This window comes from Stenotrophomonas sp. GD04024, from assembly GCF_029837545.1.
GTDB lineage: Bacteria > Pseudomonadota > Gammaproteobacteria > Xanthomonadales > Xanthomonadaceae > Stenotrophomonas > Stenotrophomonas forensis.
In genome coordinates this window covers 35,137-61,567 of the sequence record NZ_JAOEDV010000001.1, presented here as the reverse complement: position 1 = coordinate 61,567, position 26,431 = coordinate 35,137, and the positions used below count along the sequence as shown (strand labels likewise).

The window sequence follows — 26,431 nt, the reverse complement described above, 5'->3', positions numbered from 1 at the left end:
GCTGTTCCCGTTCATCCGAGGACACCACCATGCCCGCAAACACTTCTTCCACGCTGTACCGCATCGACGAATGCCCGGACGTGATGGCCGACGCCTGCGTCGGCGATGACCAGGGCAACCTGATCTTCCTGTCCATCTGGGCGCGGGACACCGCCGTCCAGCAGTTCCTTGCACGCCTGACCCTCGGGCGCGACGAGCAGGGACTGGACCAGTTCCACGTCATCACCGACCAGGGCGGCAGCGTCCCGGTATTCATCGGCAACGTCGATCGCCTGGAAAAGCGCATCACGCGCGCCTACCGGCGAACGCTGTTCGGTTCGCTGTCCAACGTGTGGCTGTTCGACCGGCGCTGCGTCAAGCCCGACAAGGCCAACGCCAGCGCATTGGCACTGCTGCCACGTGACAGCGCCCACCGGCTTGACCGCCTGTGGATGCTGGTGCGGGACACCTGCCCGTTGCCGCTGCTCGACCACTGGCGCGAGACCGTGCTGGAACTGCTGCAAAGCCGCGAGATGCTGGCCCGCCTTCCGTTCGCCCTCGGGCCGCTGGAAGGCCATCGGCTCGCCATCGACGTGCCGGCGCTGAGCTTGGCGCTGGGCTCCCTGATCCGCAGTGACGCGCTCACCGCCTATCCCTATCCGGCCAAGATTTGGACGCCGGAAGCGGTAGCGGCTTGACCCACCCTCGGAGGCACGCCTTGGCGTGCTTCCGTCATTCATCCCCGCCAACCAGGAGACTTCCATGGCTCTCATGTTCCCGCGGCTCGCCCGCAATTTCGCCAAAAATGGGTACTACCCGACCGACGAACCCACGCTCGAAAGAGCCCTCAACGCACTGATGCCCAGCGACGGGCCGATGTGCATCCTCGATCCCTGCGCCGGTGAAGGCGTGGCAATCGCCGAAGCCTCTCATGCCCTCGGGCGCGAACAGACCAAGGCGTTCGCCGTCGAATTCGACGCCGAGCGGGCGCGCCATGCCCGCGGCCTGGTCGATCACTGCCTGCACGCGGACCTGATGGACACGATGATCTCCAAGCAGTCCTTCGGACTACTGTGGCTGAATCCACCGTATGGCGACCTGTCCAAGGACGTCAACGGCAACATCGGCTATCAGGGCCAGGGCCGTGCCCGCCTCGAAAAGCTGTTCTATCAGCGTTCGCTGTCGCTGTTGCAATACGGCGGCGTGCTGGTCTTCATCGTCCCCGGCTACGTGCTCGACGCGGAGCTGGTCGGCTGGTTGACGCGCCACTACACCGATCTGCGTATCTACCGAGCGGTGGAAACGCAGTTCAAGCAGGTGGTGATCTTCGGCCGCCGGGTCCGTCAGCGGGAGCTGGCACCCGATGGCGTCAAGGCCGTGCGCAATCTGCTGCTGCAGGTTGGGCTTGGCGAAGTCGAAGCCGAGGAACTGCCGAGCGAATGGCCGTTCCTGCCGTACATCGTCCCCGCCAGTCCGGCCGAGCCGGAGCATTTCTTCCGCGTGACGATGGAGCCCGAACAGTTCGCCGACGAGGTTGGCCGGCTGCAAGGCCTTTGGCCGTCGCTGGACACGCACTTGGGGACCGCGCAGCAGTCGCTGCGTCCACCGGCGCGGGCCTTGTCCCACTGGCATCTCGCCCTGGCTCTGGCCGCGGGCGCGATCTCCGGCGTCGTGCGCTCCCAGACGGGGCGCGTGCTCGTCGTCAAAGGTGACACCCACAAGGACAAGACGCTCCAGCGGGAATTCACCGAACGCGAAGACGGCTCCATCGCCGAGACACGCATCCTCACCGACAAGTTTGTGCCCGTTATCCGCGCGTGGGACATGACGCCTGGCTCCCCGACAAGGGGCGAGGTGCTGACCATTCGCTGATCCACCGGACGCGCTGCCGTCCTGCTGTACCACATCGAAGGAGAAACACCATGTTCCCCAATCCGTTCAAGCGGCCTGCGCCGCGCAAGCAACCCTTGTTCGCACCGAGTACGTTGAAGTTGAGCGAGAAGGTGCATTGGCTGGCTCGGCGAGGCCTGATCGACCCCTTGGCCTATGTCCAGCGCCATGTGCGCGGGGACTGGGGCGAGATCGATGAGGCCACCCGCCAAGCCAACGACGTCGCAATCCAACAGGACAACCTGATGATCTCCCAGTACCGGATCACGCCGGAACTGGTGTTGCTCGTGAAGACCAGCGAAGACCACCAGACCACGGTGGTCCAGCTTCCCGAAGAGCGCGACCTGATCTGAAGGCGCCGCCTCGTCATCCCATCCACTTGACGGAGCCACTTCACTCCGCCAGGGGTGTCGTGGCTCAATAGCCTTTCAAGGAGGAGCCCATGGCATCGCATCGCATCGAAACCTACTGCCAGAGGCTGGCGTTCCCCATCGGGGCGCTCATCTTCAGCCGAGGCATTGATCGCCTTGTCCGCGCGGGTCGCCTGGACCCGATTCCGTACTTCAGGCGCCACACCCGTGGCGACTGGGGTGACGTCAACGTCTGCCAATGGCACGCCAACGGCGTTGCACTTCAATCGGGCGCGTCGCTGGAATCGCACTATGTGATCCACCCGGGACTCGCCATTCGCATCATCACCGATGCGGGGCGCAGCGTCACTGCCATCGTGCTGCCGTCCGAAGACTGAGCACGGTTCACCCGCAGGCCACTCAGGCCAGCATCTTCAACCACCTTCGGCCGCGCGCCGATTTCCTTCCCACCACGGGGCATGCCATTGCCCCGCTGGGGGTGGTGCATGCCCCATTTTTCATTGGAGCATCACAATGTCCTTCGATCTCGAAACCACTGCCGCTGACGCCGCGCCCGTACAGGGCGAACTGCTCGACGCGGAATCATCCCCTCTGACCCTGAGCCTTCAGGATTTCGTCGGCGAGTTCGGCGACGAACTGCTCGACGCCCTCAACAGCGCCAACCCGCCTGTCTATACCGGCCAACCGCAGGCGCACCGGCAGCTCATCGTCGCCAGCCTCAAACGCAAGCTGTTCCCGGCCCAGGCCGAAGTCGTCCACGCCGCCGCCGAGCTGCTGATCGACCGTGGCGAACGCGCCGCGATCGTCAATGGCGAGATGGGCTGTGGTAAGACGACCGTTGGCATCGCCGCGGCCGCCGTGCTCAACGCCGAAGGCTACCGCCGCACTCTGGTCCTGTCGCCACCGCACTTGGTTTACAAGTGGCGGCGGGAGATCCAGGAGACGGTGGCCGGCGCCAAGGTATGGGTGCTCAATGGGCCGGATACGCTCGTCAAGCTCCTCAAGCTGCGTGAGCAGTTGGGCGTGCAGCCCACGGGCCAGGAGTTCTTCGTCCTGGGGCGCGTCAGGATGCGGATGGGTTTCCACTGGAAGCCCGTCTTCACCCAGCGGCGCACCCGCCACGGCGACGTGGCGGCCTGCCCGGACTGCGGCACGGTCATCACCGACCTCGACGGCGAGCCGGTCAACCCGGTCGCGCTCGAAGCCGAGGAGTACCGCAGGAAGTGCAGCCATTGCGCTGCGCCCCTGTGGACGCTGATCCGCCCGCGCAGCCTGTCCGGCAGCGACCAGTCCTCGGCCGTCCTCAAAGCCCTGAAGCGCATCCCGACCATCGGGGAAGTCACTGCGCAGAAGCTGATGCAGAAGTTCGGTGACGGCTTCCTGGCCTCGATGCTGGGCGACAACATCCACGAGTTCATCAACCTCATGGATGGCAACGGCGAGCTGGTGTTTTCCGACCGTCAAGCCACGCGCATGGAACGTGCGATGGCCAACATGGAGTTCGGCTTTGGCGAGGGCGGTTATCAACCCTCGGAGTTCATCAAGAGGTACTTGCCGCAAGGTACGTTCGACCTGCTCATCGCTGATGAAGCGCATGAGTACAAGAACGGGGGCAGTGCCCAGGGCCAGGCCATGGGCGTGCTGGCGGCGAAGGCTCGCAAGACCTTGCTGCTGACTGGCACGCTGATGGGCGGCTACGGTGATGATCTTTTTCACCTGCTGTTCCGAGCCCTTCCGGGGCGGATGATCGAAGACGGCTACCGCCCGACCACGAGCGGCAGCATGACCTCGGCTGCGATGGCGTTCATGCGCGATCACGGGGTGTTGAAGGACATCTACTCCGAGAGCACCGGCACGGCGCACAAGACGGCCAAGGGCACCAAGGTATCGGTGCGCACGGTCAAGGCCCCGGGCTTCGGCCCCAAGGGCGTCTTGCGCTGCATCCTGCCATTCACGATCTTCCTCAAGCTCAAGGACATCGGCGGCAACGTCCTGCCGCCGTATGACGAGGAGTTCCGTGAAGTCGCGATGGACACGGCGCAAGCCGCGGCCTACCGCGATCTGGCGGGTCGGCTGACCGCCGAGCTGAAACAGGCTCTGGCGCGACGCGATACGACCTTGCTGGGTGTGGTCCTCAACGTGCTGCTGGCCTGGCCGGATTGCTGCTTCCGGTCGGAGACCGTGGTGCATCCGCGCACGCGCAACACCTTGGCGTTTGTCCCGGCTCAGTTCAACGAGTTCGAGATCAGCCCCAAGGAGCGTGAGCTGATCGACATCTGCAAAGAGGAGAAGGCGCAGGGCCGCAAGGTCCTGGCCTACACGGTCTATACCGGCACGCGCGACACCACGTCGCGCCTGAAGGTGTTGCTGGAGCAGGAAGGCTTCAAGGTGGCGGTGCTGCGCGCGAGCGTGGATGCCAGCCGCCGCGAAGACTGGATCGCCGAGCAACTGGACCGTGGCATCGACGTGCTCATCACCAACCCCGAGTTGGTCAAGACGGGGCTGGACCTGTTGGAGTTCCCGACGATCGTGTTCATGCAGTCGGGCTACAACGTGTACTCGCTCCAGCAGGCGGCACGCCGCTCCTGGCGCATCGGGCAGAAGCAGCCCGTGCGTGTGATCTACCTCGGCTACGCCGGTTCCTCGCAGATGACCTGCCTGGAGCTGATGGCCAAGAAGATCATGGTCTCGCAGTCCACCTCGGGCGACGTGCCCGAATCCGGGCTCGATGTCCTGAACCAGGACGGTGATTCCGTCGAGGTCGCACTGGCCCGGCAGCTTGTCGCCGCATGACACGTTCCACTTACGGCCCTTCGGGGCCGTTTTTTTTGCCGCTCCCGGTAAATCGGACGCTGCCTGGTTCGCATTGTTTGCTGCCGCTCGCGGCCTGAGCGGCGATGGTGAGGGCTGGATGTTTCAGGACGCCGAGCTATGTGCCCCTCTCCACCGTGGTTTCACTATCCCGAACGCCGCCTTCTGGCGGGATTTCTCGGCCTGCTGTGGTCGGTGCTGGCCGGTGGCTGCGCGACGACGACTGCGCCGGTCGCGCCCGACACCATCGCGGAAGTCTTGGCCGCGCCTGAACCCGAGGCTTCCGAGTACATCCCGGTCGTGCGCTACGCCCGCTACACACTGGTCGAACTGGCACCCATGGCGGCGCAGCGCGACCTGTTGTTGCAGACCATCGACGTGTCCATGCCCGAGGATGCCCGCGCCACGGTCGGGGATGGGCTTCGGCACGTGCTCAAACGCAGCGGCTATGGCCTGTGCCAGACCGCGCATGCCGTGATCGAGCTGTACGCGCTGCCGTTGCCGGCGGTACACCTGCACCTCGGCCCCATGACCTTGCGCGATGCGCTGCTCACGCTGGCTGGCCCGGCCTGGGAACTGCACGCGGATGACCGCGCACGGCAAATCTGCTTCGAGCGGCCCGGCGATCGCGCGGTCGCCGAGTCCCCATCCGAGCCACCCGCCACCGAGGCGGTGCAGACGTTCCCGCTGGCACCCATGGTTTCGGGAGGCCAGCCATGAACGCCCCGCAACCTGCCCAGCGATCGACCGCCGCCGTGGTGGTGCAGAGCCTGATGTGGCTCTGGTTGATCTTCCTCAGCGTCTTGGCGGCCCTGGGCTACCAGGCCCTCAGCGACCAGGCCGACCAGGAGCGGCTGGATTCCCGCCTGCAACGCCTGGAAGCGCAGGCAACTGGCTTGGCCGAGACGATCGAGGCCATCCAGCAGCGCCCGGCCGTCGCGACGGACGCTGACCTCAAAGACACCCGCCAGATTCTGGAAGCACGCGCGGCCCAGGTCGAGAAATCTCTCAGTGGCTACGCAGCGGCCGACGACCTCCAGGCGCTGCGCGCGGAGGTCGAGCAGATCAAGGCGCGCCAAGCCGCCGCGCGTGCCACCGCACCCGCCCAGCGGCGCGCATCGCGCACGTCCGCCGCCTCCAAGACCGAGCTGCCGCCGCTGCCATTCCGCGTCGTCGGCGCCGAACTGCGCGCCGGCCAGCGCAGCGTGTCCGTCGCGCCGAGCATCGGGGACTTCACGCCCGCCCAACTTCAGGTGCTGCTGCCCGGGGATGCGGTCGGCCCGTGGCGCCTGCAGGCGATCGAGGGCAACACCGCAGTGTTCCAGGCCGGCAACCAGACCCGCCGCGTGGCGATTCCCTGACCGGAGCACCCCATGAAGCCGTCGATCCTCCTTTTCGCGGTCCTGGTGGCGTCGTCGCAATGGCCCGCCTGGGCGCAGCAGCCCGCAACGACCTCGGCGCGCAACGCACAGAGCCAGGAGCGCCCGCTGGCCGCCCGCGTGCTGGACGACCGGGTGGCAACCGAATGGGGCTTGCAGCCACAAGAATGGGCACGCTACCGCGAGCTGATGGATGGGCCGCTGGGTATCTACTCGCCCAACCTGGACCCGCTGTCCGCCCTGGGCATCGAAGCTCGCACGGACGAAGAACGGCGCCGCTATGCGGAACTGCAGGTGCAGGTGGAAGCGCGCCGCGTCGAGAAGCTGCTCGCCTACCAGCGCGCCTACGACGAGGCCTGGCAGCGCCTGAATCCGGGGATGCAGCGCGTGAACCTGCCCGACGACAAGCCGGGCGCCGGCCCATCCAGCAGTCCCTTGCGCGGCAGCGGCCGCATGGCGGTGTTCGTCAAGGACGGCTGCGCAGCCTGCGGACAGCTCGTGCAGCGCCTGCAATCCTCGGGCGCGGAGTTCGACCTGTACATGGTGGGCAGCCGCCAGGATGACGCGCGCATCCGCGACTGGGCCAAGCGCGCGCAGATCGACCCGGCGCGCGTGCGCGCCGGCAGCATCACGCTCAACCACGACGGCGGCCGCTGGCTGTCACTGGGCCTGCCCGGCGATCTGCCCGCCGCCGTGCGCGAAGTGAACGGCCAATGGCAGCGCCAGCCGTAGCCATGCCCCTGCGCGCACTGGTGCTCACTGCCGGCCTGTATGCCGTTGCCGCCCTGGCCCAGGAGGTTCCGCCACCGGCTTACCAGCTTGCCGCCCAGCGCGCAGGCATCCCCTCGACCGTGCTCTACGCCGTGGCCTTGCAGGAGAGCGGCATCCGGCGCAACGGGCGCCTGGTGCCGTGGCCGTGGTCCCTCAACGTCGCCGGCCAGTCGCGCCGCTTCGCCACGCGCGCCGACGCCTGCGCTGGCCTGCAGCAGGCGATGCGCGCCACGCCGCACACGCGCATTGATGCGGGCCTGGGCCAGATCAACCTCGGCTACCACAAGCACCGCTTTACCGGCGCGTGCGACCTGCTGGATCCGTATCGCAACCTGGCCGTTGCCGCCGAGATCCTGAAGGAGCAGCACACCCCCGGCGAGGACTGGCTGCTGGCGATCGGCCGCTACCACCGCCCCGCAGGCGGCGAGCCCGCCGCCCGCTATCGGCGCAGCGTGTCGCGCCACCTTGCCCGCGTGCAGGGCACGCGACCAGCCGCCGCGGTCCTCGCGGCGCGCCAGGAGACCTCCCCATGACGAAACCCCATCCCGCCCATCTCGCGTTCACGGGCCTACTCATGCTGCTGTCAGGCCTGCCGCTGGCCTCGCGTGCCGGCGAGCCACTGATCGTTGTCGAGGACCGTGGCGGCACGTCGGCATTGCCGTACTACGAAGCCCTGAATCTCCAGCCGCGCGCCAACGCACCGGCGCGGCCGTCCATCCCGACGCCCCAGGTTCCTGCCACACGGGCGGACGAAGCCGCGATGCTGCCGGTGCGCAGCGCCAAGCTCACGCCCGGCACCGTCGCGCGACGGGTGATCGAAGCGCCCGGCCTGCGGCCGTTCGTGGTCATCGGCGACGACGAGGCTTCCCGGGCCTGGTTGCAGCGCCGCGCCGCCGCTTTGCGCGAACGTGGCGCGGTCGGCCTGGTCGTCAACGTCGAGACCGCGCAGGGCCTGGCGCGGCTGCGCGCCCTGGTGCCGGGCGTGCCGCTCGCGCCCGTGGCCGGCGACGACCTGGCCGATCGCCTGGGCCTGCGGCACTACCCGGCGCTGATCACGGCCACCGGCATCGAGCAATGAAGCCATGTCGGGCAAACAGCCGGTCGAGGTTCTGCTACGCCCAGCGGTGGAGCTATACACCGTCGCGGCGTGTGCAGGCGCCGCGTTTCTGTGCCTGGTGGCCCCATGGTCGCTCGCGCTGAGCCCGGCCATGGGCATCGGCAGCGCCTTGGCGTTCGGCGCCTACGGCGCGATCCGCTACCGCGATGCCCGCATCATCCTGCGCTACCGGCGCAACATCCGCCGTCTGCCGCGTTACGTGATGACCAGCAAGGACGTGCCGGTCAGCCAGCAGCGCCTATTCGTGGGGCGCGGCTTTCTCTGGGAGCAGAAGCACACGCATCGGCTGATGCAGACGTACCGGCCCGAGTTCCGCCGCTACGTCGAGCCGACGCCGGCCTACCGGCTGACCAGGCGCCTGGAGGAACGGCTGGAATTCGCGCCATTGCCGCTCTCGCGCCTGCCGAAGCTCACCGGCTGGGACGCGCCTTTCAACCCCGTGCGCCCGTTGCCGCCTGTCGGCGGCCTGCCAAGGCTGCACGGCATCGAGCCCGACGAAGTGGACGTCAGCCTGCCGCTGGGCGAGCGCGTCGGGCACTCGCTGGTGCTGGGCACCACGCGGGTGGGCAAGACGCGCCTGGCCGAGTTGTTCGTCACGCAGGACATCCGCCGCAGGAATGCTGCCGGCGAGCATGAGGTCGTCATCGTCATCGACCCCAAGGGGGATGCCGATCTCTTGAAACGGATGTACGTCGAAGCCCAGCGCGCTGGCCGCGAAGGCGAGTTCTACATCTTCCACTTGGGCTGGCCGGAAATCAGCGCCCGCTACAACGCCGTGGGCCGCTTCGGTCGGATCTCGGAAGTGGCGACACGCATCGCGGGGCAGCTCTCCGGCGAAGGCAACAGCGCGGCGTTCCGCGAGTTCGCATGGCGCTTCGTGAACATCATCGCCCGCGCCCTGGTGGAACTGGGGCAGCGCCCGGACTACATGCTGATCCAGCGCCACGTCATCAACATCGACGCGCTGTTCATTGAGTACGCCCAGCACTACTTTGCCAAGACGGAGCCCAAGGCCTGGGAGGTGATCGTCCAGATCGAGGCCAAGCTCAACGAGAAGAACATCCCAAGGAACATGATCGGGCGCGAGAAGCGTGTGGTGGCGCTGGAGCAATACCTCTCCCAGGCGCGCAACTACGACCCTGTGCTCGATGGCCTGCGCTCGGCGGTGCGCTACGACAAGACCTACTTCGACAAGATCGTTGCATCGCTGCTGCCGCTGCTGGAAAAGCTCACGAGCGGCAAGATCGCCCAGCTCCTGGCGCCGAACTACTCCGACCTGGCCGACCCGCGCCCGATCTTCGACTGGATGCAGGTCATCCGAAAGCGGGCCATCGTCTATGTGGGTCTGGATGCGTTGTCTGACGCCGAGGTCGCCGCAGCGGTCGGCAATTCGATGTTCTCTGACCTGGTTTCGGTGGCCGGACACATCTACAAGCACGGAATCGACGATGGCCTGCCCGGCGCAGTGGCTGGCGCTCGCGTGCCGATCAACGTGCACGCGGACGAATTCAATGAACTGATGGGCGATGAATTCATCCCGCTCATCAACAAGGGCGGCGGTGCCGGCCTGCAAGTCACGGCGTACACGCAGACGCTCTCGGACATCGAGGCCCGCATCGGAAATCGCGCGAAGGCCGGCCAAGTGATCGGGAATTTCAACAATTTATTCATGTTGCGCGTGCGCGAGACGGCCACCGCGGAACTGCTGACGAGGCAGTTGCCGAAGGTCGAGGTCTATACAACCACCATCGTCTCGGGCGCGACGGACAGCTCAGACATCCGCGGCGCGACGGATTTCACGTCGAACACCCAGGACCGCATCAGCATGGCCAGCGTGCCGATGATCGAGCCGTCACACGTCGTCGGCCTGCCCAAGGGCCAGTGCTTCGCGCTGCTGCAGGGCGGCCAGCTCTGGAAGGTGCGTATGCCGCTGCCGGCGCCGGACCCGGATGAAGTGATGCCGGCGGACCTGCAGCAACTGGCCGGGTACATGCGCCAGAGCTACAGCGAGGCCACGCAGTGGTGGGAGTTCACCAGCTCGTCGGCCTTGCAGGATGCGGCCTTGCCCGACGACCTGCTGGACGATGCCGCTGCGGCCGAGCCCGGCGCGGTGGCCACCGGCGCCGACGATGGCGCGGGCAACGAGGCCGTGCCATGAAGGATGCCGCCTCGACCGCGCAGCGGGAGCAGAACCATCGCCAAGGCTTGATCGTCGGCACCATCACCTTACCGTTCCGGCTGCTCGGGGTGCTCATTGGCTCGCTGCTGTTCTCGATCGTGGTGGAGTGCGCCGGCATGCACCTGTTCTGGAAGGACCAGGGCTGGCGCCACTCCCAGCAGATGCTGCGGTACGAACTCGGGCACCTGTCCAACCACTTCACGCGCAGCGTGGTGGTACAGGAGCCCGGGCGCACGGCGCACGAGTTGGTGGATACCGGGTACGAGTGGGTGTTCGTGCGCTCGGGGTTGCTGGAGCGCATGAGCCAGACCGCCGAGCGCGTCCGCGCGCCCAGCCACGGGCAGAGCCGCAACTTCCGCTACTACATCAGCCAAGTCTATGTCTGGGCCGAAAGCTACCTGATCGCTGCGGCCTTCACGACGCTCACCTTCCTGGTGCGCCTGCTGGTCCTGGTGCTCACGCTGCCGCTGATCCTCACGGCGGCATTCGTCGGCCTGATTGACGGCCTGGTGCGACGGGATGTGCGCCGGTTCGGCGCGGGCCGCGAATCCGGCTTCATCTACCACCGCGCGAAGGCCAGCCTGATGCCGTTGGCCGTGCTGCCTTGGGCCACCTATCTCGCTCTGCCCATATCGGTGCATCCTCTGGTCATCCTGCTGCCCAGCGCGGCGTTGCTGGGGATGGCAGTCAGCCTGACCGCAGGCAGCTTCAAGAAGTACTTATGAGGTGACACGGGCGGCACGGCTCTGCAAAGCCGTGTGCCGTTCATCGGTTCTGCAGGGTATCAAGAGCAGCATCCAACGCCGTAACCGCCTCGACGACCGTTCTTACCGTCGCCCGATCAAACTCATGATCGCGCTGAGCGTCGTGCACACCGCTATTGAGGTAACCCCATTCAATACTCGTACCGCTGACATTGAGCAGCCGGACCAACGCCCCTACGGCATCCGGCGCACCCGCATGTTGCGCCGCGATACGCTCGACGGCCGACCGCAACTTGGTGCATTTATTGTTCAGCTCCCAAGGCGCGCGGGGCCCGCTCAGCTTGATGTCGATCCGGCCGTCCGCCCGCCGACCCAGCCACGTCCACAGGCGGTCCGTCAGACTCTCCAGCGCCGGCCGGGCCTGACGCAGTGCCTCGCGTTTCTCGTCAGCCGCCAACGCCTGCTGGGCCAGAAGAACATAGTTCTTCGCTAGCGGGTCGCTGTCGACCCGCAGTTCGTGCTCTCCCTGATGCGGGAGAAACTTGTAGCGCTTAATGGCCGCGGCGCGGCGCACGCCCAACTCCTGCTGGATGCGGTGCAGGAACTCCTCTGCGTGCGAGGTGAGGATAACCTGCTTGCCGTGGAGCAAACCGTCCTCGAAGAAGGTACGCCAGATGCCATCGCGATGGTCGTCGTCGATCGCGTTGACGACGTCATCGAATATGACCACGGGGCAGCCCTGCGCGAGGTTCTTGGCAAGCAGAATCGCCAGGCCCAGGCATTTGATGTGCCCTTCGCTGAAGACGATCAACGCGTCGTAGCGCGCGCCCGGCTCGCCGGCGAACTCCACCTCGATCTTGCCGTTCTCGGCCACGGGCAACCACAGCGCGTGCAGCAGATCGCCGGGCGGATCGGCCCGGTTGAATGCGTTGTAGAGATGGCGGGCTTGGTCTCCCAGCCCCTGTAGCAGAACCCCCGGCAGAGCGGTCAGGTATGCCTGAATCTCGGGCAGGAAACCGTCGTAGGCGGCCTTGACCCGCTGATGGTGCACCACCACCGGCATTTCGTCCGTGGCCGCCTGGATCAGGCCGCGGTTCGCGTCGTCGAATTGGGCCACGGTTTGGCGGGCGGCCGCCAGCTCCTGATCCGCAGTCGTGCGCATGGTCCGCAGCCGTTCGATCTCCAGCTGATGCTGTTGCAGGCGGTCCCGCTCCTGGGCCATCGCGCCGCGCTGGGCATTCACGTCGCGCGCCTGCGCGTCGAAGCCTTCGATGATCTGTGCGATCCGTAAGAGGGCTTGCCAGGCGCGCTGGTCCCCATTCACCCCGCCGCCGAGCCAATTGCCCGCCGACGTGGGAGGCAGCAGTGGCAGGCCCGCGGCCTGCGATTCGGCAGGACAAGCGACCCCAGCCGCCGCCACCACGCGGCGCATTTCGTCACACAGCGCTCGGACCGCCTCGCTCAACTGTGTCCGATGCCCGGCCTCCTGCTGCTGCAGGACGGCCAGTTGCGCGAGCTGCTCCAGGCCCATTCGCGCCCTGGCGAACGGGTCCTGCGCCACGGCGGCCAGTTCGGTTCCACATGCCGGACACGCGGTCGCCCCGTCCGCCAACGCTTGCACGGCCTCGTAGAGCTTCGCGTACGACACCTCGCCGGCGCGGGCCGCGAGTTGCGCGGAAGACGCTTGCCACAGTCCCTGGACGCGGTAGGCCTCTGCCAGCAACGCTTGCAGGCGGGCCTGGGTCACCTCGTGAATGGCAGGCGGGTTGGCGTCCAGCTGAGCCTGGACATACGGTAGCCGTCCTTGCTGCTGCGGCGTACCCAGCAGCCAGTCCACGCAGGTTTGATAGGTCGCGCCAGGTGACATGCGCTGCGCCAAAGCTTGTTCCAGGCCCTCGACCGCTGCGATCTTCTGCGGGTAGGCGGCGATGGTCTGTTCGGAGTTCGCCAACTGCAGGCGACGCTGCGCCAGCTGCGCCGCCTGCACGCCGGCAAGCATCAGGTCCTGATCGAGCGAGGGGTTGAAGCCGCGCACGAACTCGCTGAACTGGTCCACGCCGAACAGGGTGGCGATGAGCTGGCGCTGATCGCTCGGGGTCCGCGCGGCGATTCGGGCGAAATCGTCGAGGCGGTTCTTCTCGATGAAGCAGAAGCGATACTCAGCTTCGTCGGGCTGGACGGCCTGCGCCTCGCCCGCCGCCGTAGACGACAGGACTGGCGCGATGTGGCGGCGCAGGCGAGCGTTGTTGCAGTACGTCCGCTGGTCGACCCGCTTGGCCTGCGCTTCGCTGATCGAACCGAGCATCGCCACTTCCAAGGCTTCGCAGAAGCTGCTCTTGCCGGTGCCGTTGGCACCGTAGACCAAGGTGATGTCATGGCTGAGGTCGAACGTCTCCTGCCGCATGAATCCTCGAAACGGCCCGACTTCGAGCTGGTGCAGTCGCCCGAGCGCCGGCCCGTTTTCGGGGCCGCGCGCGTCCCCGTCGTAGGCGACAGGCATCTGCGCCAGATGCGCGATGGCCAGCGGCGCCAAGCGCGTGGAGCGCCCCCGGCGTGCAGCACCGACCTCGGCCAGTGGCTGCAGGTGATCGAGCACCAGGTGCGCCAGCCGGCGCACGTCGTCGTGCACGTGCCGCTGCGTCAAGTGCGCCAGGAACCGGTGGTACTCCGAACGTATGCTTGCCACAGCGACCCCTCACTTGGTCAACCACTGACCGTAAGCCTCCACATCGATCATGGGGACCGTTCCACTGAACTGAAGCTGCGCGATCAGCTTGAAAAGAAACGCGGTCGCCGGCTTGTTTTCGTTGGTGTAGCTGTACGCGCCGCTGGCTTGGTCATAGAAAAAGTGCCCGTGGGCGGCAACGCATCCGATGTCCAGACGCCCCTCGGTGAGGTTTGCGTTCAGCGCCTTGTCCATGGATGGGCCCAATGCAGGACTCCATTCGCTCTCGAAGGTGAGCAAGCCACCCAGAATCGGAATCAACGGCTTCGCTGGGTAGGTCCCGCCAGCGTGCGGGATCGGCAGGCTCGTGCGGTGCAGCCTGCGCACACTGGCGACCTTCTCCTGGGCATAGGCCACAAGCCCCGCGTCAGCCGTCTGCTTGGCCTCGAACACGGCGTACACGCTTTCGGCTGGAATGATCGTCTCGTTCTCGTAGGTGAAGATAAAAGGCGAATATTGCCGATCAAACACCACCACATCGATCTGCTGGCTGAAGTTCCCCAGGCTGTCCACCACATGCGCCTTCGCCGCCTGGTACCGTTTGGGCAGATAGGTATCCAGCATGTCGATCCAGACGTTCTCGCTCGCATCCCCCTTCGTACCCGGGTGACCGAAGGTCTTGCGTACTACGGACAAGCGCTGCTGGATGTCTTCATGCAGGGACGACAGGAGCTGGGAAAGCGACCACTGGGACATGCTGTACCTCGATGGGACGTGTATGGAAGCCGATGGAATCAGGACAGTGGGAACTTGGGGCCAAACAGTGCGCGCCAGGCGCGAAGCGCTTCGATATTGCGACCACGACGCGCGTGGTCGATGGCGATGCTTGCGTCCTGGCTCGCCTGGAACAGCAGCTGCTGCGCGCGCTGCTTGCGCGCGGCATCCATATCGTTGCTGATCGCCGGGCCAAGTCCGGCGGGATCCGGCCACTCGTCATGAACACGATCGGCAAGCGTGGCAAAGAACGACTGGATCTCGCGATCGAACGATCCTCCCCAGCCGCCGTAAAGACACTCAAGGGCCATTACCTCGATCAGGAACGAGGGCTTCACCGGCTTCTGATCGCCGTGCTTGGGATTGTTGTTCCAGTACTTCACCATGCGCACGAGACCTTTCCACTCATTGCCATAGGCTTGGTGCGCTGCGGTCGCCTTGTCCTTATGGATCTCCGGGTCCGTCTTGATCCACTTTCCGGACGCCGTATCGGGGATCTCATACTGGTCGCCGGTGTCGAATGCGGGCACCGCATCCACGCTGACCACCCGGTAGTCCGTGTTGTCCTCCGCGTCGATGTGAACACCGAAATCCACGTTGATCGAGCGCGCCTGTTTGCGCACGGCCGCCGAACCGTATTTCTCCACCAATGCAGAGTGGAAATCATCCAGCACTACCGATGCGGCCTTGCCGTGGTAATGCTTCTCCGAGTCCTTCAGCACGAAGAAGATGTCGATATCCTTGAGCGGCTTCGTCTTCGTGTATCGAGCATAGGACCCGGTCAGGAAGCTGCGCGCAATGCCGAACTTGGTCTGCAGGTAGTCCCGCACTTCGTTCTGGCGTTGCGAGGCATTCTTCTGTTCGCGTTCGTTGAGTTCCAGACGCGACTTGAACTTGCGAAAAGCTTCATCGATCGACAGCATCAGCGTTGCCTCCAATATCCGGCCTGACCCGCCAGGCCGCTGTGTTCGACAGTCGAGCCTAGGCTCTGCTTGACCATTCCATCCGTCGAGCGATAACTTCCTTTGCTCCACCCCTCCACATCAGGCCGCCCTGGCTTTGTATCGAGCATTAACTTGTACTTGGCCTGCGATGGCAGCAGCCCAGCTTTCTTGATCGCGTACTTCAACTGCTCGGTATCCGTCCAGAAGCTGCCGTCGCCATCGGACCACCCATACACGATGTCGATATCCCATCGGGTCACGAGTTTGTCGGTTGCCGGGTTGTAGATCTCCAGAATCACCTTGCGCAGATCACCGGTCCCGAGCCACGTCTTGATGGCTCGGGTATTGCTCTCCCAGCGATCCGCGAAGTGCTCGGGGTCCAGCCCACTGAGCAGGATGATGTCTTTCAAGCTCTTGAGGATGTTGTCGGTCACATAGGTAACCGAGTGCGTGTACGAGTAGGTGGCGACGGTGCTCATGACTTGAGGAAACCTCCGAGGTCGAGCGACAGCGCTTGTCCAGCATCGGCCTGCGCCTGCGTGGCAATTCCTTGGCTCAAGTCCCGTGCAATGATGCGAGAACTGTGCTTTTTGAGCGCGGTTTGCACCCAGCCGAGCTGCTCCTTCGGACACGGCAGCGAGACTCCCCAGTCTCCCTTCAACGGCTCGAACCCCAAGACTTCTTCGTTGGCATCATCACCATCGATCGCGTCTTCGTCGAAGAGGCAGTAGATCCTGGTCCGTGGTCCATCGCATGTCGCAACGATGGGCGCGCTCTTGGGTGCCTGGTCGGCGATCAAGCTGGCGGCCACGCCCGCCACGGCCCTGAGTTCAGAGCGAGCCGTGCCGTCCTTGCCCTGAGTGAGCAGTTCGACAATGGCATCCCACGTCTGCAACGCATCGCGGTGCGGCGAGCTGCGAAACGTCCGGCTGACAACGGTGGTCATTTTTGCTTCCCTCCTTGAAGGCGCATTTGCGTTGCCTGTCGTATCGCACTGCGCAGGTGCTCTACGGAAAGCTTGTTCGGATCGATAGCCACTTGCGGGTCGGCCGCGAGGGCGTTGGCTACGACCTTGCGAATGGCCCGACCATCCAATCCGACGCACTCGCCAGCGCACGCGTCGAACTGGTGAGCCGAGGAAAGCTTGCCAATCCCCGGAAATGTCTTTGCCAGGCCATTCAGGCAGTCCACCAGGATCTGCTTGCAGGCATCCTTGCCGGGCAGTGGCACCTCCATCACCATGTCGCAACGAGATAGGAAGGCACTGTCGACGGCCTGTGGGAAGTTGCTGGTGGCCACGAACAGCAGATGCGGGTTGCGTTCGGCCAACATGTCCAACTGCACCAACACCGCGTCGGTGGCCCGGTGCACATCAACCGGGTTGGCTTCCAGGCTGAGCTTGGCTCGATCAGCCGCAAGCGTTTCGACCTCGTCCAGAAGGACGATCGTCGGGCCCGCCGCTGCGGATTCTGCGATCGATTGCGAGAACAGGTCTGCCACGGCGCGTTGAGTCTTTCCCATTGCAGAGCTCGTCAGCGTGTGAGGCTCTACTTCCAGCAATCGAAACTTCGCAGAAGAAAAAGATTCGGCCACACGATGCGCCAAGCCCCGTGCCAAGGAGGTCTTCCCAGTCCCCGGCGGGCCGACCAACAAGATCACGCCGTGCAGGGGGAGTACCGTGCGCTCCACCTTGGGGCGCACCGTGAAGTTGACGATCGCCTGTGACAGCAACTGCTTCTTGAGAGCTTCGTCCATGACGATGGAATCCCACAGGGCGCCCAGCGACGTGTCCGGCAGCTTCCAGCTTCGATGGATGCCTTTCGGCAAAGTGGCGTCTGATGAAGGATTCTTGGTCATCCGTGGCTCTCGGCGGGTCAGAGAATGGTGCGATAGGTCGCCAGCACCTTGGTCGTTTGCACAAGGCCCTGGCGCAGCAGGATTTCGAGATAGCGGTCCACCTCGATCGGCGGATGCTTGAGTTGGGCACGCTGGCGCTGCGCAGCCGACACCACGGCGGCCGCGTCCAGATCCAGTAGGTTGTCCACAAACTCATCGGGGTGCTGCGATTCGATGCCGTACGGAGCCAGCAGATCGTTCGGGAAATCCCGTTCGTTGAACGTCACAATCACGCTCGCACCGCAGCGAATCGCCGCAGCCAGGACGTGCCGGTCGTCCGGATCGGGCAATGTCAGGCCTGCCACGAGCGCTTCGTAGCCCTCCACCAAGCCGTCCGGAATTGCCCGGTCCATGAGATCCGACGTCCTGTCGACCTGAACCCGGGTGAGATCGGGGCGGTTGATCAACAGGTTGCGTTTCCACTCCTCATGAATGGCTTGGCTCCACCGCGCCCGGAAGCGGCCAGACAGGCCGAGCCACATCAGGAAATCCCGCAGTGGCGCGGGATATAGAACGCACGCGTCGTAGACGGCGGTGAATGGGGAATGCCTCATTCGTATCCCATTCCCAACTCTTGCGACTGCTGAGCGAGTTCGGCCATCGCCTGCTCACTGGCGCGCTCGCGCGCTTCCTTGTACTGCATCAGATCGGCGAACCTCACCCTGCGGTGCTTGCCGGTGCGATGAAATGCCAACACCCCATCTTCGAGCAGCTTGACGAAATGGGGACGGGACACGTTGAGCAAGTCCGCCGCCTCTTGGGTCGTCAGCTCTGCATGGACGGGCACCACCTTTACTGCATTGCCATCGGCCAACTCGGCCAGGATGTCGACCAGCAGGCGTAAAGCCGAGGTAGGCAGTTCCACCTGATGAGCCTGTTTGTGGTCATCAAAGATCTGGATGTGCTGCGTCTCGAACTGGGTTGCGAGGTAAGCCGCCAAGGCACGTTGACCCTGGACGGCTGCCTTCACCTCTCCCGCGGCGGGAAGGGTCATCTTGGATTGGGCAGTGGCGGTGGTCATGGGTAGCTCCTAAGCGAAAACGGTTGCAGAGCCGATCATATTCGAAATACTCGAAAAACGCAATAATCGAAGCGCGACCCGTGCTTTTGTAGGTTCGCTCGCAGCATGCCCAATCCGGTCGTCCGCCAGTTCCTATTGTTTGCGGCCTGAAACAGCCCTGATCTCCACGATCAACCCATTGCTGATCACACAGGAATGGCGCGATGGTGGCTTCGATCTGGCTGCGCGCCGCGCATCGCGGCGTGCCCACTTGTTTCGTGACGGCCCTCGTGCTGGGCCAGTCCCCGATGGCATTGGCCGAGTCCCCGGCGCAGCGCCAGGAGTTGGTCGCCGCGCTGCGCCAGCTCGACGCGCTGGAACGCACCGTCGCGGACAGCGCCGCGCATGCCCCCATCCAGCCGGGCGAGCGCTACCACTTCGATTACCCACGGCTGCTGGCTGACCTGGCGCGCGTGCGCGCCGGCATCCAGTTCCACCTGACGCCATCACGCGCTCAGCCGCGCGACCCCTCCGAACTGGCCGGCGACTACCGCACCGAGCGGGCCGCTTCGCCATCGCCGAAGACGACTGCGGAGGGCGAGCAATGAACGGCGCCCAGGTCTCGGCATTTCAAGCCAACAGCGGTATCGCGCCTTCCGCGATGGCGACCGTCCTGGTCGGCGTCGTGTTCGCGGTCCTGCTCGTGTGGGGCGTCTGGGCCATCCGAACGGCCTATGTGGGGTGGTCCGAGAGCCGCCTCAACCAGCGCCAGTTCCTCGGCGTCTGCATCCGCTTCGTCGCGATGTACCTCGTCCTGAGTTTCTTCCTCCTGTCCTGACATGAAAGGCCCGACCATGCACAACCGCAACCTCACTTCCCGTTTTGCCCAGCGCGCCGCCGTGGCCCTGGGCGCCGCCGCGCTGCCCGCACTGTCGTTCGCGCAAGGTCTGCCGCAGTTGGAGAACCCGACGCGCGGCACCGGCAACGGCATCATGGAGACCATCCGCAACTACGGCTACGACATCATCATGCTCGTGGCCCTGCTGGTGGTGGCGTCGATGTTCATCGGCGTCTGCTACCACGCCTACGGCACCTACGCGGAGATCCACACCGGCCGCAAGACGTGGGGCCAATTCGGCCTCACGGTCGCCATCGGCGCCGTGCTGCTCGTGATCGGCATCTGGCTGCTCACCGAAGCCACCGGCATCCTGTAAGCGAGGCCGGTATGTCCGAGCAGCAGCACGTCCGTGCGGACGGGACGGTCACGTTCCTTCCGCACCGGCTCAACCGCCATCCCGTGGTCGTGCGCGGCCTCACCGCCGACGAGCTGTGGATCTGCTGCGGCCTGTCCGGCGCGGCCGGCCTGCTGGTCGGCGCGCCGCTTTCGTGGGTGTTCCGCACGATCGCCATCGCACCGACGTTCGTTGTCCTGGGCGTGGCCTTGGGCGTGTTCATCGGCGGCGGCATCCTGCGCCGCCTCAAGCGTGGGCGCCCCGACACCTGGCTGTATCGACAGTTGCAGTGGCGCATCGCAACGCGCCATCCGCTGATGGCCGGCTGGGTGGGCGGCCACGTGCTGATCTCGCGCTCGGGCTTCTGGTCCACCCGCAGGAGCATGCGATGAGCCGCTTCAAGAACGAGATCGCCCACCTGCAGGCGCACATCAAGACCTTGCGCCTGGGCGCGGGCGCGCTGGTCATTGTCGCCCTGGTCATGGGCGGCGGCTGGTGGAGCGCGCCGCGCGACCTGACCATCCACGTCCCGCCCGACCTGCGCTCTGGCAGTACCCGCAAGTGGTGGGAAGTGCCGCCCGAATCGGTCTATGCGTTCACGTTCTACGTGTTCCAGACGCTGAACCGCTGGCCGACCAATGGCGAAGAAGACTACTCGCGCAACCTCCATACGCTCTCGCCGTACCTCACCCCGTCCTGCCAGGCCTTCCTGCGGGCGGACTATGACTACCGCCGCTCCACGGGCGAGCTGCGTCAGCGCGTGCGCGGCATCTACGAGATTCCCGGCCGCGGCTATGGCGACGACCCCACGGCGCGCGTGCGCACCGTATCCGATCGCGACTGGGTGGTGACGCTGGACATCACGGCGGACGAGTACTACGGCGCCGAGCAGGTCAAACGCGCCCTGGTGCGCTATCCGATCAAGGTCACGCGGGTGGACGTCGATCCCGCCCGCAACCCGTTCGGCCTGGCGCTGGACTGCTACGAAGGCGCGCCCCAGCGCATCAGTGCACCGGAGCCGGCGCGCCCGGCGCCGAGTGACCTGAATCCGCAAGCGCCTCAAGGAGGAAACACCCCATGAAGCATCCTGTACTCGCGCTGCTGGGGCTACTGGCCGTGGCCGCGGCACCCGTCGCCCAGGCGGTGGAGATCCTGCGTTGGGAACGCATGCCACTGGCAGTGCCGCTGAAGGTCGGTCAGGAACGCATCGTATTCATCGACCGGAACGTGCGCGTGGGCGTGCCCGCAGGCGTGGGCAAACGCCTGCGCGTGCAGAGTGCGGGCGGCGCGGTGTACCTGCGTGCCAGCGAGCCGATCGAGCCCACGCGGTTGCAACTGCAGGACGCCGACACGGGCGCGCTGATCCTGCTGGACATCGCAGCCGAACCGCCCAAGGACGGGGAAGCCGAGCTGGAGCCGGTGCGCATCGTCGAGGGTGACAGCGCACCGGGACGCTATGGCGAGCAGGCCGACAGTGCCGAGGCCCCGGCACGCGCCCAGGGCCAGGCAGGTGCGCGGACCGCGCGGCGCGAAACTCCGGTCCCTGTCGTGCTGACGCGCTTCGCCGCGCAGAACCTCTACGCACCGCTGCGCACCGTCGAGCCGCTTCCGGGCGTCATGCGGGTCAACCTTCCCCGCGACCTCGACCTGGACACACTGATGCCAACGCTGCCGGTGCGCGCGGCCGTGCTCGCGTCGTGGCGCCTGGAAGACCAATGGGTGACTGCCGTGCGCCTCACCAACACCGGCGCCGACTGGGTCGCGCTCGACCCGCGCGTGCTGCAAGGCGATTTCCTCACCGCCACCTTCCAGCACGAGGCGCTGGGCCCGCGCGGCACGACCGAGGACACGACCGTGCTGTACCTGGTCACGCGCGGCCGCGGCCTCGCGCAGTCGCTGCTGCCGGCGATTCACCGCTTCGACCCTGCCGTGCATCTGCCGCAGCCGGACGGCGACGAGAACGCCAAGGAGGCCCGCCATGCGCAGTAACGGCCTGCTCAAGTGGCTGATGATCCCTGTCGCCATCCTGGTGCTGTTCGCCGGTATCCGGCTGTTCTCGGGTGGAGGCGGCACGGCGCCACCCGCGGCGGACAACGGCGCCCAGCTCACGCCCGAGGAAATGAAGGCGCTGGGCATCGAAGGCGACACCCCGCGCGACACCGTGGCGACGCTCGTTGCCCAAGTGAAGCAGTTGCGCACCGAGCTTCAGACCGCGCTCTCGGACAACAAGTCGCAGCGTGAAGAGAACCAGCGGCTGCGCCAGCGCGAGAACTCCATCGACCAGCGCATCAACTCGGCGCTCGAATCCGAGCGGTCCAACCTGCGCCGCGACCAAGAGCAGGCGGCCAGCGCGCGCCAGCAGACCGAAGGGCTGCTCGCCGACCTGCAGCGGCGCCTGGACAGCATCGGCGGGCGCGGCGGCGGCCATGCGGACCTGCCCGTGGGCCTGGGGCTGCAGGGCGGCGACGAGGCCGGCATGGAGGGCGGCGTGCGGTGGGTCGAGCCGGACGACGCAAAGCCCGCCGAGGGGCGCAACGGGGGGCGTGGCGCGAGCGGCGGCATGAGCTTCCCCACGAGCTTCGGCCCGGCGCAGAGCACGCTCGAAACCACCGCTGAAACCGTGGCCAACGCGGGCGCCCGCGCCGCCGGGGTCAAGAATGCCAAGCCGGTCTATACCGTGCCGACCAACTCGACGCTAATGGGATCGGTGGCGATGACGGCCCTGATCGGCCGCGTGCCGATCGACGGCACGGTCAACGATCCCTATCCGTTCAAAGTTCTGGTCGGGCCGGACAACCTGACCGCCAATGGCATCGACATTCCCGACGTGGCCGGCGCCGTGTTCAGCGGCACCGCCTCGGGCGACTGGACGCTCTCGTGCGTGCGAGGTCAGGTGCGCAGCATCACGTTCGTCTTCAACGACGGCACGATTCGCACGATCCCCGAAGACCGCGAGGGCAACCAGCAGAACAACCAACAGCGCGACGGCTTGGGCTGGATCAGCGATCCCCACGGCATTCCTTGCGTCAGCGGCGAGCGGCGCAGCAACGCCCAGCAATACCTCGGCTCGCAGGCCCTAATCACCGCGGCCGGTGCCGGTGTGGCCTCGCTCATCGAGAGTGGCAGCGGCCGCATGTCCTATGTCGGCTCGGACGGCTCCATCGGCACCGTGGGCATCACCGGCCAAGAAGCGGTCGGCCAGATTCTCGCGGGCGGTGTCCGGGACATGTCGGCCTGGGTCAACAAGCTCTACGGCCAAGCCTTCGCCGCCGTCTATGTCCAACCCGGCGCCAAGGTTGCCGTCCACCTCGAAAAGCCGCTCGCCATCGACTTCGATCCCGAAGGCCGCAAGGTCGATCACCGCGCAGGAGAAAGCCATGCCCTTGAACTTGACTAACCTGGCCCGTGGCCTAGCACTGGCCCTCGCCGTCGCGGTGCTCGCCGGCTGCGCCACCAGCAAGGAAAAGCTGTTGACCCACGGTGACCGCACGATGATGGACATCTGGCAGCAGGAGGCCGGCGACGGCGGTGGCGCAGCCGGACGGAACGCCGGCCGCCAGTTGCTCGATGCGCGCCAGAGCCTGCGTCGGCCCCTGACCGACGCCGACGTGCAGGCCGCACCTGTCGAGCAGATGCGCTACACGCGCACCGCGCGCAATGAGGTTCACCGCCAGTTCCAGCGTCTGCCCAATCCCGATCTCGTGATGTACGTGTACCCGCACCTGGCCGGCACCGACCCCGTTCCCGTGCCGGGCTACACGACGGTTTTCCCCTTGTACCAGCGCGTGCAGTACGCGATGCCTGGCGAGAGGACGGAGGACTACTGATGCGGTGGAAACTTCCATGGCCGAAGCTGGCTGCCGTCAGCGCCGAAGACACCGCCGCCGACGAGCAGCCGGACGGCTGGCAGCGCCACGTCGAGGCCTTGCAGCAAGCCGGCATCCCCGAACCCGGCGCCGCGGTCCAGGGCCGCAAGCCGGCGACCGTGGCCGACGAGCAGGCGCTGTACGACGTCGCACCGTCCTTCGTGGAACTGCTGCCCTGGGTGGAGTTCTTGCCCGAGTCGAAATCGATGCTCCTGGAGGACGGCCAATCGGTGGCCGCCTTCTACGAGCTGGTGCCGCTGGGCACCGAAGGCCGGGAACCCGGCTGGCTCGCGCATGCCCGCGACGCCCTGGAAAACGCGCTTCAGGACAGCTTCGATGAACTGGACGAGAACCCGTGGGTGCTCCAGCTCTATGCCCAGGACGAACCGAGCTTCGACCAGTACATGCAGACCTTGCGCGATTACGTGCAGCCACGTGCGCGCGGCTCGGCGTTCACCGAGTTCTACCTGCGCTTCTTCGGCCACCACCTGCGCGCTGTGGCCAAGCCCGGCGGCCTGTTCGAGGACACGGTGGTCACGCGGCTGCGCTGGCGCGGCCAGACGCGGCGCGTGCGCATGGTGGTGTACCGCCGCGCGAGCGGACAGGGACAGGCAAACCGCCGCGGCCAGACACCCGAGCAGATGCTGGGCATCGTCTGCGACCGCCTGTGCGGCGGCCTGGCGAACGCCGGCATCCAGGCCCGGCGCATGGTCGCGGCCGACGTCCACGACTGGCTGCTGCGGTGGTTCAACCCGCGCCCCACGCTGCTCGGGCCTGGGGTGGAGGACCGGGAGCGCTTCTACGCGTTGGCGCGCTATCCGGACAGTACCGAGGAAAGCGAGGCCGGCGAGATCGAGCTGGCGAGCGGGCGGGATTTCAGCCAGCGGCTGTTCTTTGGGCAGCCGCGCTCGGACGTGGCGCAAGGGGCCTGGTACTTCGACGGCATGCCGCACCGCGTGCTGATCACCGACCGGCTGCGCATGCCGCCCGGCACCGGGCACCTGACCGGCGAGACCCGCAAGGGGGACGCGATCAACACGCTGTTCGACCAGATGCCCGAGGACACCTTGATGTGTCTCACCATGGTGGCCACGCCGCAGGACGTCCTCGAATCGGACCTCAACCATCTGGCGAAGAAAGCTGTGGGCGAGACGCTGGCGTCGGAGCAGACGCTCAAGGACGTGCATGAAGCCCGCTCCCTGATCGGCAGCGCGCACAAGCTCTACCGGGGCACTCTGGCGTTCTACCTACGCGGGCGCGACGAGGCGGAACTGGATCGGCGCGGCCTGGACCTCGCGAACGTGATGCTCAACGCCGGCCTGCAGCCGGTGCGCGAGGACGACGAGGTGGCGCCGCTCAACAGCTACCTGCGCTGGCTGCCGTGCTGCTACAACCCCGGCAAGGACCGGCGCCGGTGGTACACGCAACTGATGTTCGCCCAGCACGCGGCGAACCTGTCGCCAGTATGGGGCCGCGCCCAGGGCACGGGGCATCCCGGCATCACGATGTTCAATCGCGGCGGCGGCCCGATTACGTTCGACCCCTTGAACAGGTTGGATCGGCAGATGAATGCCCATCTGTTTCTATTTGGCCCCACCGGCTCGGGGAAGTCCGCCACGCTCAACAACCTGCTGAACCAGGTGACGGCCATCTACCGGCCGCGGCTTTTCATCGTGGAAGCCGGCAACAGCTTCGGCCTGTTCAGCGACTTCGCCAGGCGCCTGGGCCTGACCGTGAACCGGGTCAAGCTGGCCCCCGGATCGGGCATCAGCCTGGCGCCGTTCGCCGACGCACGCCGGCTGATCGAAACGCCCAGCGACGTACAGACGCTCGATGCCGACGCGCTGGACGAAGACCTGCCCCCCGATGCCTCGGCCATGGAAGCGGACGAGCAGCGCGACGTGCTGGGCGAACTGGAGATCACAGCGCGGCTGATGATCACGGGCGGCGAAGACAAGGAAGAAGCGCGGATGACGCGGGCCGACCGCTCGCTGATCCGCCAGTGCATCCTCGACGCCGCCGAACATTGCGTGGCCGAAAAGCGCACCGTGCTCACGCGCGACGTGCGCAACGCGCTGCGCGCCCGTGGCCAGGACCCGACGCTGCCCGAGATGCGGCGCGTGCGGCTGCTGGAGATGGCGGACGCGATGGACATGTTCTGCCAAGGCACGGACGGCGAGATGTTCGACCGTGACGGCACGCCGTGGCCCGAGGCCGACATCACGCTGGTCGATCTGGCGACCTATGCCCGCGAGGGCTACAACGCGCAGCTCTCCATCGCCTACATCAGCCTGATCAGCACGGTGAACAACATCGCCGAGCGCGACCAGTACCTGGGCCGGCCGATCGTCAACGTGACCGACGAAGGTCACATCATCACCAAGAACCCGCTGCTCGCGCCCTATGTCGTGAAAATTACAAAAATGTGGCGCAAGTTGGGCGCCTGGTTCTGGCTGGCGACGCAAAACATCGACGATCTGCCGCGCGCCGCAGAGCCCATGCTCAACATGATCGAGTGGTGGGTGTGCCTGTCGATGCCGCCGGACGAAGTGGAGAAGATCGCCAGGTTCCGCGAACTCTCGCCGGCGCAGAAGGCGCTGATGCTCTCCGCACGCAAGGAAGCGGGCAAGTTCACCGAGGGCGTCATCCTCTCCAAGAGCATGGAAGTGCTGTTCCGCGCCGTGCCGCCAAGTCTCTACCTCGCGCTCGCGCAAACCGAGCCCGAGGAGAAGGCAGAACGCTACCAGCTCATGCAGCAGCACGGCGTCAGCGAGCTGGATGCCGCCTTCAAGGTGGCTGAGAAGATCGACCGGGCACGTGGCATCGAGTCGCCGACCCTGGACCTGCCCTGAA

General features: G+C 66.0%; 29 protein-coding genes. 21 read left to right on the top strand and 8 right to left on the bottom strand.

From position 1 onward, the window contains the following. Positions 1–29 precede the first annotated feature (29 nt). The 12 genes from N7590_RS00330 (at position 30) to N7590_RS00275 (ending at position 11,222) form a co-directional block, all read left to right on the top strand. Entirely contained in the window at positions 30–677 is a 648-nt protein-coding gene (locus tag N7590_RS00330) for a hypothetical protein (protein WP_003098901.1), read from the top strand. A gap of 40 nt (positions 678–717) precedes the next feature. After that, on the top strand, positions 718–1,851 hold the full coding sequence (locus N7590_RS00325; RefSeq protein WP_254917107.1) for a DUF6094 domain-containing protein: 1,134 nt from the start codon (positions 718–720) through the stop codon (positions 1,849–1,851). Positions 1,852–1,901: 50 nt separating this feature from the next. Continuing rightward, positions 1,902–2,222: a hypothetical protein gene (locus tag N7590_RS00320; protein WP_003098896.1), complete on the top strand. Its 321-nt coding sequence runs from the start codon at positions 1,902–1,904 to the stop codon at positions 2,220–2,222. A gap of 89 nt (positions 2,223–2,311) precedes the next feature. Next, positions 2,312–2,617 (top strand): hypothetical protein, encoded by a 306-nt coding sequence (locus N7590_RS00315; protein WP_003098895.1) that lies wholly within the window; start codon positions 2,312–2,314, stop codon positions 2,615–2,617. Positions 2,618–2,753: 136 nt separating this feature from the next. Next, positions 2,754–5,033 (top strand): helicase-related protein, encoded by a 2,280-nt coding sequence (locus N7590_RS00310; RefSeq protein ID WP_003098893.1) that lies wholly within the window; start codon positions 2,754–2,756, stop codon positions 5,031–5,033. Positions 5,034–5,171: 138 nt separating this feature from the next. Further along, positions 5,172–5,771 carry a PilL N-terminal domain-containing protein gene (locus N7590_RS00305; protein ID WP_003098890.1) on the top strand — a complete coding sequence of 200 codons (600 nt, stop codon included), beginning with the start codon at positions 5,172–5,174 and terminating at the stop codon, positions 5,769–5,771. Continuing rightward, positions 5,768–6,412, top strand: a complete 645-nt coding sequence (locus N7590_RS00300) for a hypothetical protein (protein ID WP_003098888.1) — start codon at positions 5,768–5,770, stop codon at positions 6,410–6,412. Before N7590_RS00305 ends, N7590_RS00300 begins: the two co-directional genes overlap by 4 nt. A 12-nt stretch (positions 6,413–6,424) precedes the next feature. Further along, positions 6,425–7,162 carry a TIGR03759 family integrating conjugative element protein gene (locus N7590_RS00295; protein WP_003098886.1) on the top strand — a complete coding sequence of 246 codons (738 nt, stop codon included), beginning with the start codon at positions 6,425–6,427 and terminating at the stop codon, positions 7,160–7,162. Further along, positions 7,144–7,734 carry a transglycosylase SLT domain-containing protein gene (locus N7590_RS00290; protein WP_003109780.1) on the top strand — a complete coding sequence of 197 codons (591 nt, stop codon included), beginning with the start codon at positions 7,144–7,146 and terminating at the stop codon, positions 7,732–7,734. Before N7590_RS00295 ends, N7590_RS00290 begins: the two co-directional genes overlap by 19 nt. Next, positions 7,731–8,279, top strand: a complete 549-nt coding sequence (locus tag N7590_RS00285; RefSeq protein WP_003109779.1) for an integrating conjugative element protein — start codon at positions 7,731–7,733, stop codon at positions 8,277–8,279. The genes N7590_RS00290 and N7590_RS00285 overlap by 4 nt, the downstream gene beginning before the upstream one ends. Positions 8,280–8,283: 4 nt before the next feature. Beyond that, positions 8,284–10,476, top strand: a complete 2,193-nt coding sequence (gene traD / locus N7590_RS00280; RefSeq protein WP_003116813.1) for a type IV conjugative transfer system coupling protein TraD — start codon at positions 8,284–8,286, stop codon at positions 10,474–10,476. Next, positions 10,473–11,222 (top strand): TIGR03747 family integrating conjugative element membrane protein, encoded by a 750-nt coding sequence (locus N7590_RS00275; RefSeq protein WP_003105620.1) that lies wholly within the window; start codon positions 10,473–10,475, stop codon positions 11,220–11,222. Before traD ends, N7590_RS00275 begins: the two co-directional genes overlap by 4 nt. 40 nt (positions 11,223–11,262) lie before the next feature. Here N7590_RS00275 and N7590_RS00270 read toward each other — a convergent pair whose 3' ends face one another. From N7590_RS00270 to N7590_RS00235, 8 genes are read right to left on the bottom strand one after another with little or no spacing between them, the layout of a single operon-like run. Beyond that, positions 11,263–13,887, bottom strand: coding sequence for an AAA family ATPase (locus N7590_RS00270; protein ID WP_066412673.1), 2,625 nt, complete (start codon positions 13,885–13,887; stop codon positions 11,263–11,265). Between the two features lie 9 nt (positions 13,888–13,896). Beyond that, on the bottom strand, positions 13,897–14,622 hold the full coding sequence (gene nucC, locus N7590_RS00265) for a CBASS effector endonuclease NucC (protein WP_003050273.1): 726 nt from the start codon (positions 14,620–14,622) through the stop codon (positions 13,897–13,899). A gap of 38 nt (positions 14,623–14,660) precedes the next feature. After that, positions 14,661–15,563 carry a CBASS oligonucleotide cyclase gene (locus N7590_RS00260; protein ID WP_003105624.1) on the bottom strand — a complete coding sequence of 301 codons (903 nt, stop codon included), beginning with the start codon at positions 15,561–15,563 and terminating at the stop codon, positions 14,661–14,663. After that, positions 15,563–16,063 (bottom strand): type III CBASS phage resistance system CD-NTase-associated protein Cap7, encoded by a 501-nt coding sequence (gene cap7 / locus N7590_RS00255; protein ID WP_003090159.1) that lies wholly within the window; start codon positions 16,061–16,063, stop codon positions 15,563–15,565. Before cap7 ends, N7590_RS00260 begins: the two co-directional genes overlap by 1 nt. After that, positions 16,060–16,530, bottom strand: coding sequence for a type III CBASS phage resistance system CD-NTase-associated protein Cap8 (cap8, locus tag N7590_RS00250; RefSeq protein ID WP_003105626.1), 471 nt, complete (start codon positions 16,528–16,530; stop codon positions 16,060–16,062). Before cap8 ends, cap7 begins: the two co-directional genes overlap by 4 nt. Continuing rightward, on the bottom strand, positions 16,527–17,441 hold the full coding sequence (locus N7590_RS00245; RefSeq protein ID WP_003105629.1) for an AAA family ATPase: 915 nt from the start codon (positions 17,439–17,441) through the stop codon (positions 16,527–16,529). Before N7590_RS00245 ends, cap8 begins: the two co-directional genes overlap by 4 nt. A gap of 17 nt (positions 17,442–17,458) precedes the next feature. After that, positions 17,459–18,034 (bottom strand): PIN domain-containing protein, encoded by a 576-nt coding sequence (locus N7590_RS00240; RefSeq protein ID WP_003109777.1) that lies wholly within the window; start codon positions 18,032–18,034, stop codon positions 17,459–17,461. Then, a complete protein-coding gene (locus tag N7590_RS00235) occupies positions 18,031–18,501 on the bottom strand; it encodes a helix-turn-helix domain-containing protein (RefSeq protein WP_003050245.1) in 471 nt (156 codons plus the stop codon). The genes N7590_RS00240 and N7590_RS00235 overlap by 4 nt, the downstream gene beginning before the upstream one ends. A 203-nt stretch (positions 18,502–18,704) precedes the next feature. Between N7590_RS00235 and N7590_RS00230 the strand changes: the two genes are divergently transcribed. The 9 genes from N7590_RS00230 to N7590_RS00190 are packed head-to-tail and all read left to right on the top strand — an operon-like array spanning position 18,705 to position 26,430. After that, positions 18,705–19,088, top strand: coding sequence for an RAQPRD family integrative conjugative element protein (locus tag N7590_RS00230; RefSeq protein ID WP_003105635.1), 384 nt, complete (start codon positions 18,705–18,707; stop codon positions 19,086–19,088). Further along, positions 19,085–19,318, top strand: coding sequence for a TIGR03758 family integrating conjugative element protein (locus N7590_RS00225; RefSeq protein WP_003050225.1), 234 nt, complete (start codon positions 19,085–19,087; stop codon positions 19,316–19,318). The genes N7590_RS00230 and N7590_RS00225 overlap by 4 nt, the downstream gene beginning before the upstream one ends. Before the next feature lie 16 nt (positions 19,319–19,334). After that, positions 19,335–19,694, top strand: coding sequence for a TIGR03745 family integrating conjugative element membrane protein (locus tag N7590_RS00220; protein WP_003090173.1), 360 nt, complete (start codon positions 19,335–19,337; stop codon positions 19,692–19,694). 11 nt (positions 19,695–19,705) lie between these two features. Beyond that, positions 19,706–20,104 carry a TIGR03750 family conjugal transfer protein gene (locus N7590_RS00215; protein ID WP_003105639.1) on the top strand — a complete coding sequence of 133 codons (399 nt, stop codon included), beginning with the start codon at positions 19,706–19,708 and terminating at the stop codon, positions 20,102–20,104. After that, positions 20,101–20,793 carry a PFL_4703 family integrating conjugative element protein gene (locus N7590_RS00210; RefSeq protein WP_003105641.1) on the top strand — a complete coding sequence of 231 codons (693 nt, stop codon included), beginning with the start codon at positions 20,101–20,103 and terminating at the stop codon, positions 20,791–20,793. Before N7590_RS00215 ends, N7590_RS00210 begins: the two co-directional genes overlap by 4 nt. Beyond that, positions 20,790–21,701 carry a TIGR03749 family integrating conjugative element protein gene (locus N7590_RS00205; protein ID WP_003105643.1) on the top strand — a complete coding sequence of 304 codons (912 nt, stop codon included), beginning with the start codon at positions 20,790–20,792 and terminating at the stop codon, positions 21,699–21,701. Before N7590_RS00210 ends, N7590_RS00205 begins: the two co-directional genes overlap by 4 nt. Further along, positions 21,691–23,109, top strand: a complete 1,419-nt coding sequence (locus N7590_RS00200) for a TIGR03752 family integrating conjugative element protein (protein ID WP_003109776.1) — start codon at positions 21,691–21,693, stop codon at positions 23,107–23,109. Before N7590_RS00205 ends, N7590_RS00200 begins: the two co-directional genes overlap by 11 nt. Next, positions 23,090–23,539 (top strand): TIGR03751 family conjugal transfer lipoprotein, encoded by a 450-nt coding sequence (locus N7590_RS00195; protein WP_003109775.1) that lies wholly within the window; start codon positions 23,090–23,092, stop codon positions 23,537–23,539. Before N7590_RS00200 ends, N7590_RS00195 begins: the two co-directional genes overlap by 20 nt. Then, complete coding sequence (locus tag N7590_RS00190; RefSeq protein ID WP_003105079.1) at positions 23,539–26,430, top strand: conjugative transfer ATPase; 2,892 nt, start codon at positions 23,539–23,541, stop codon at positions 26,428–26,430. Before N7590_RS00195 ends, N7590_RS00190 begins: the two co-directional genes overlap by 1 nt. The last annotated feature ends 1 nt before the right edge of the window (position 26,431 follow it).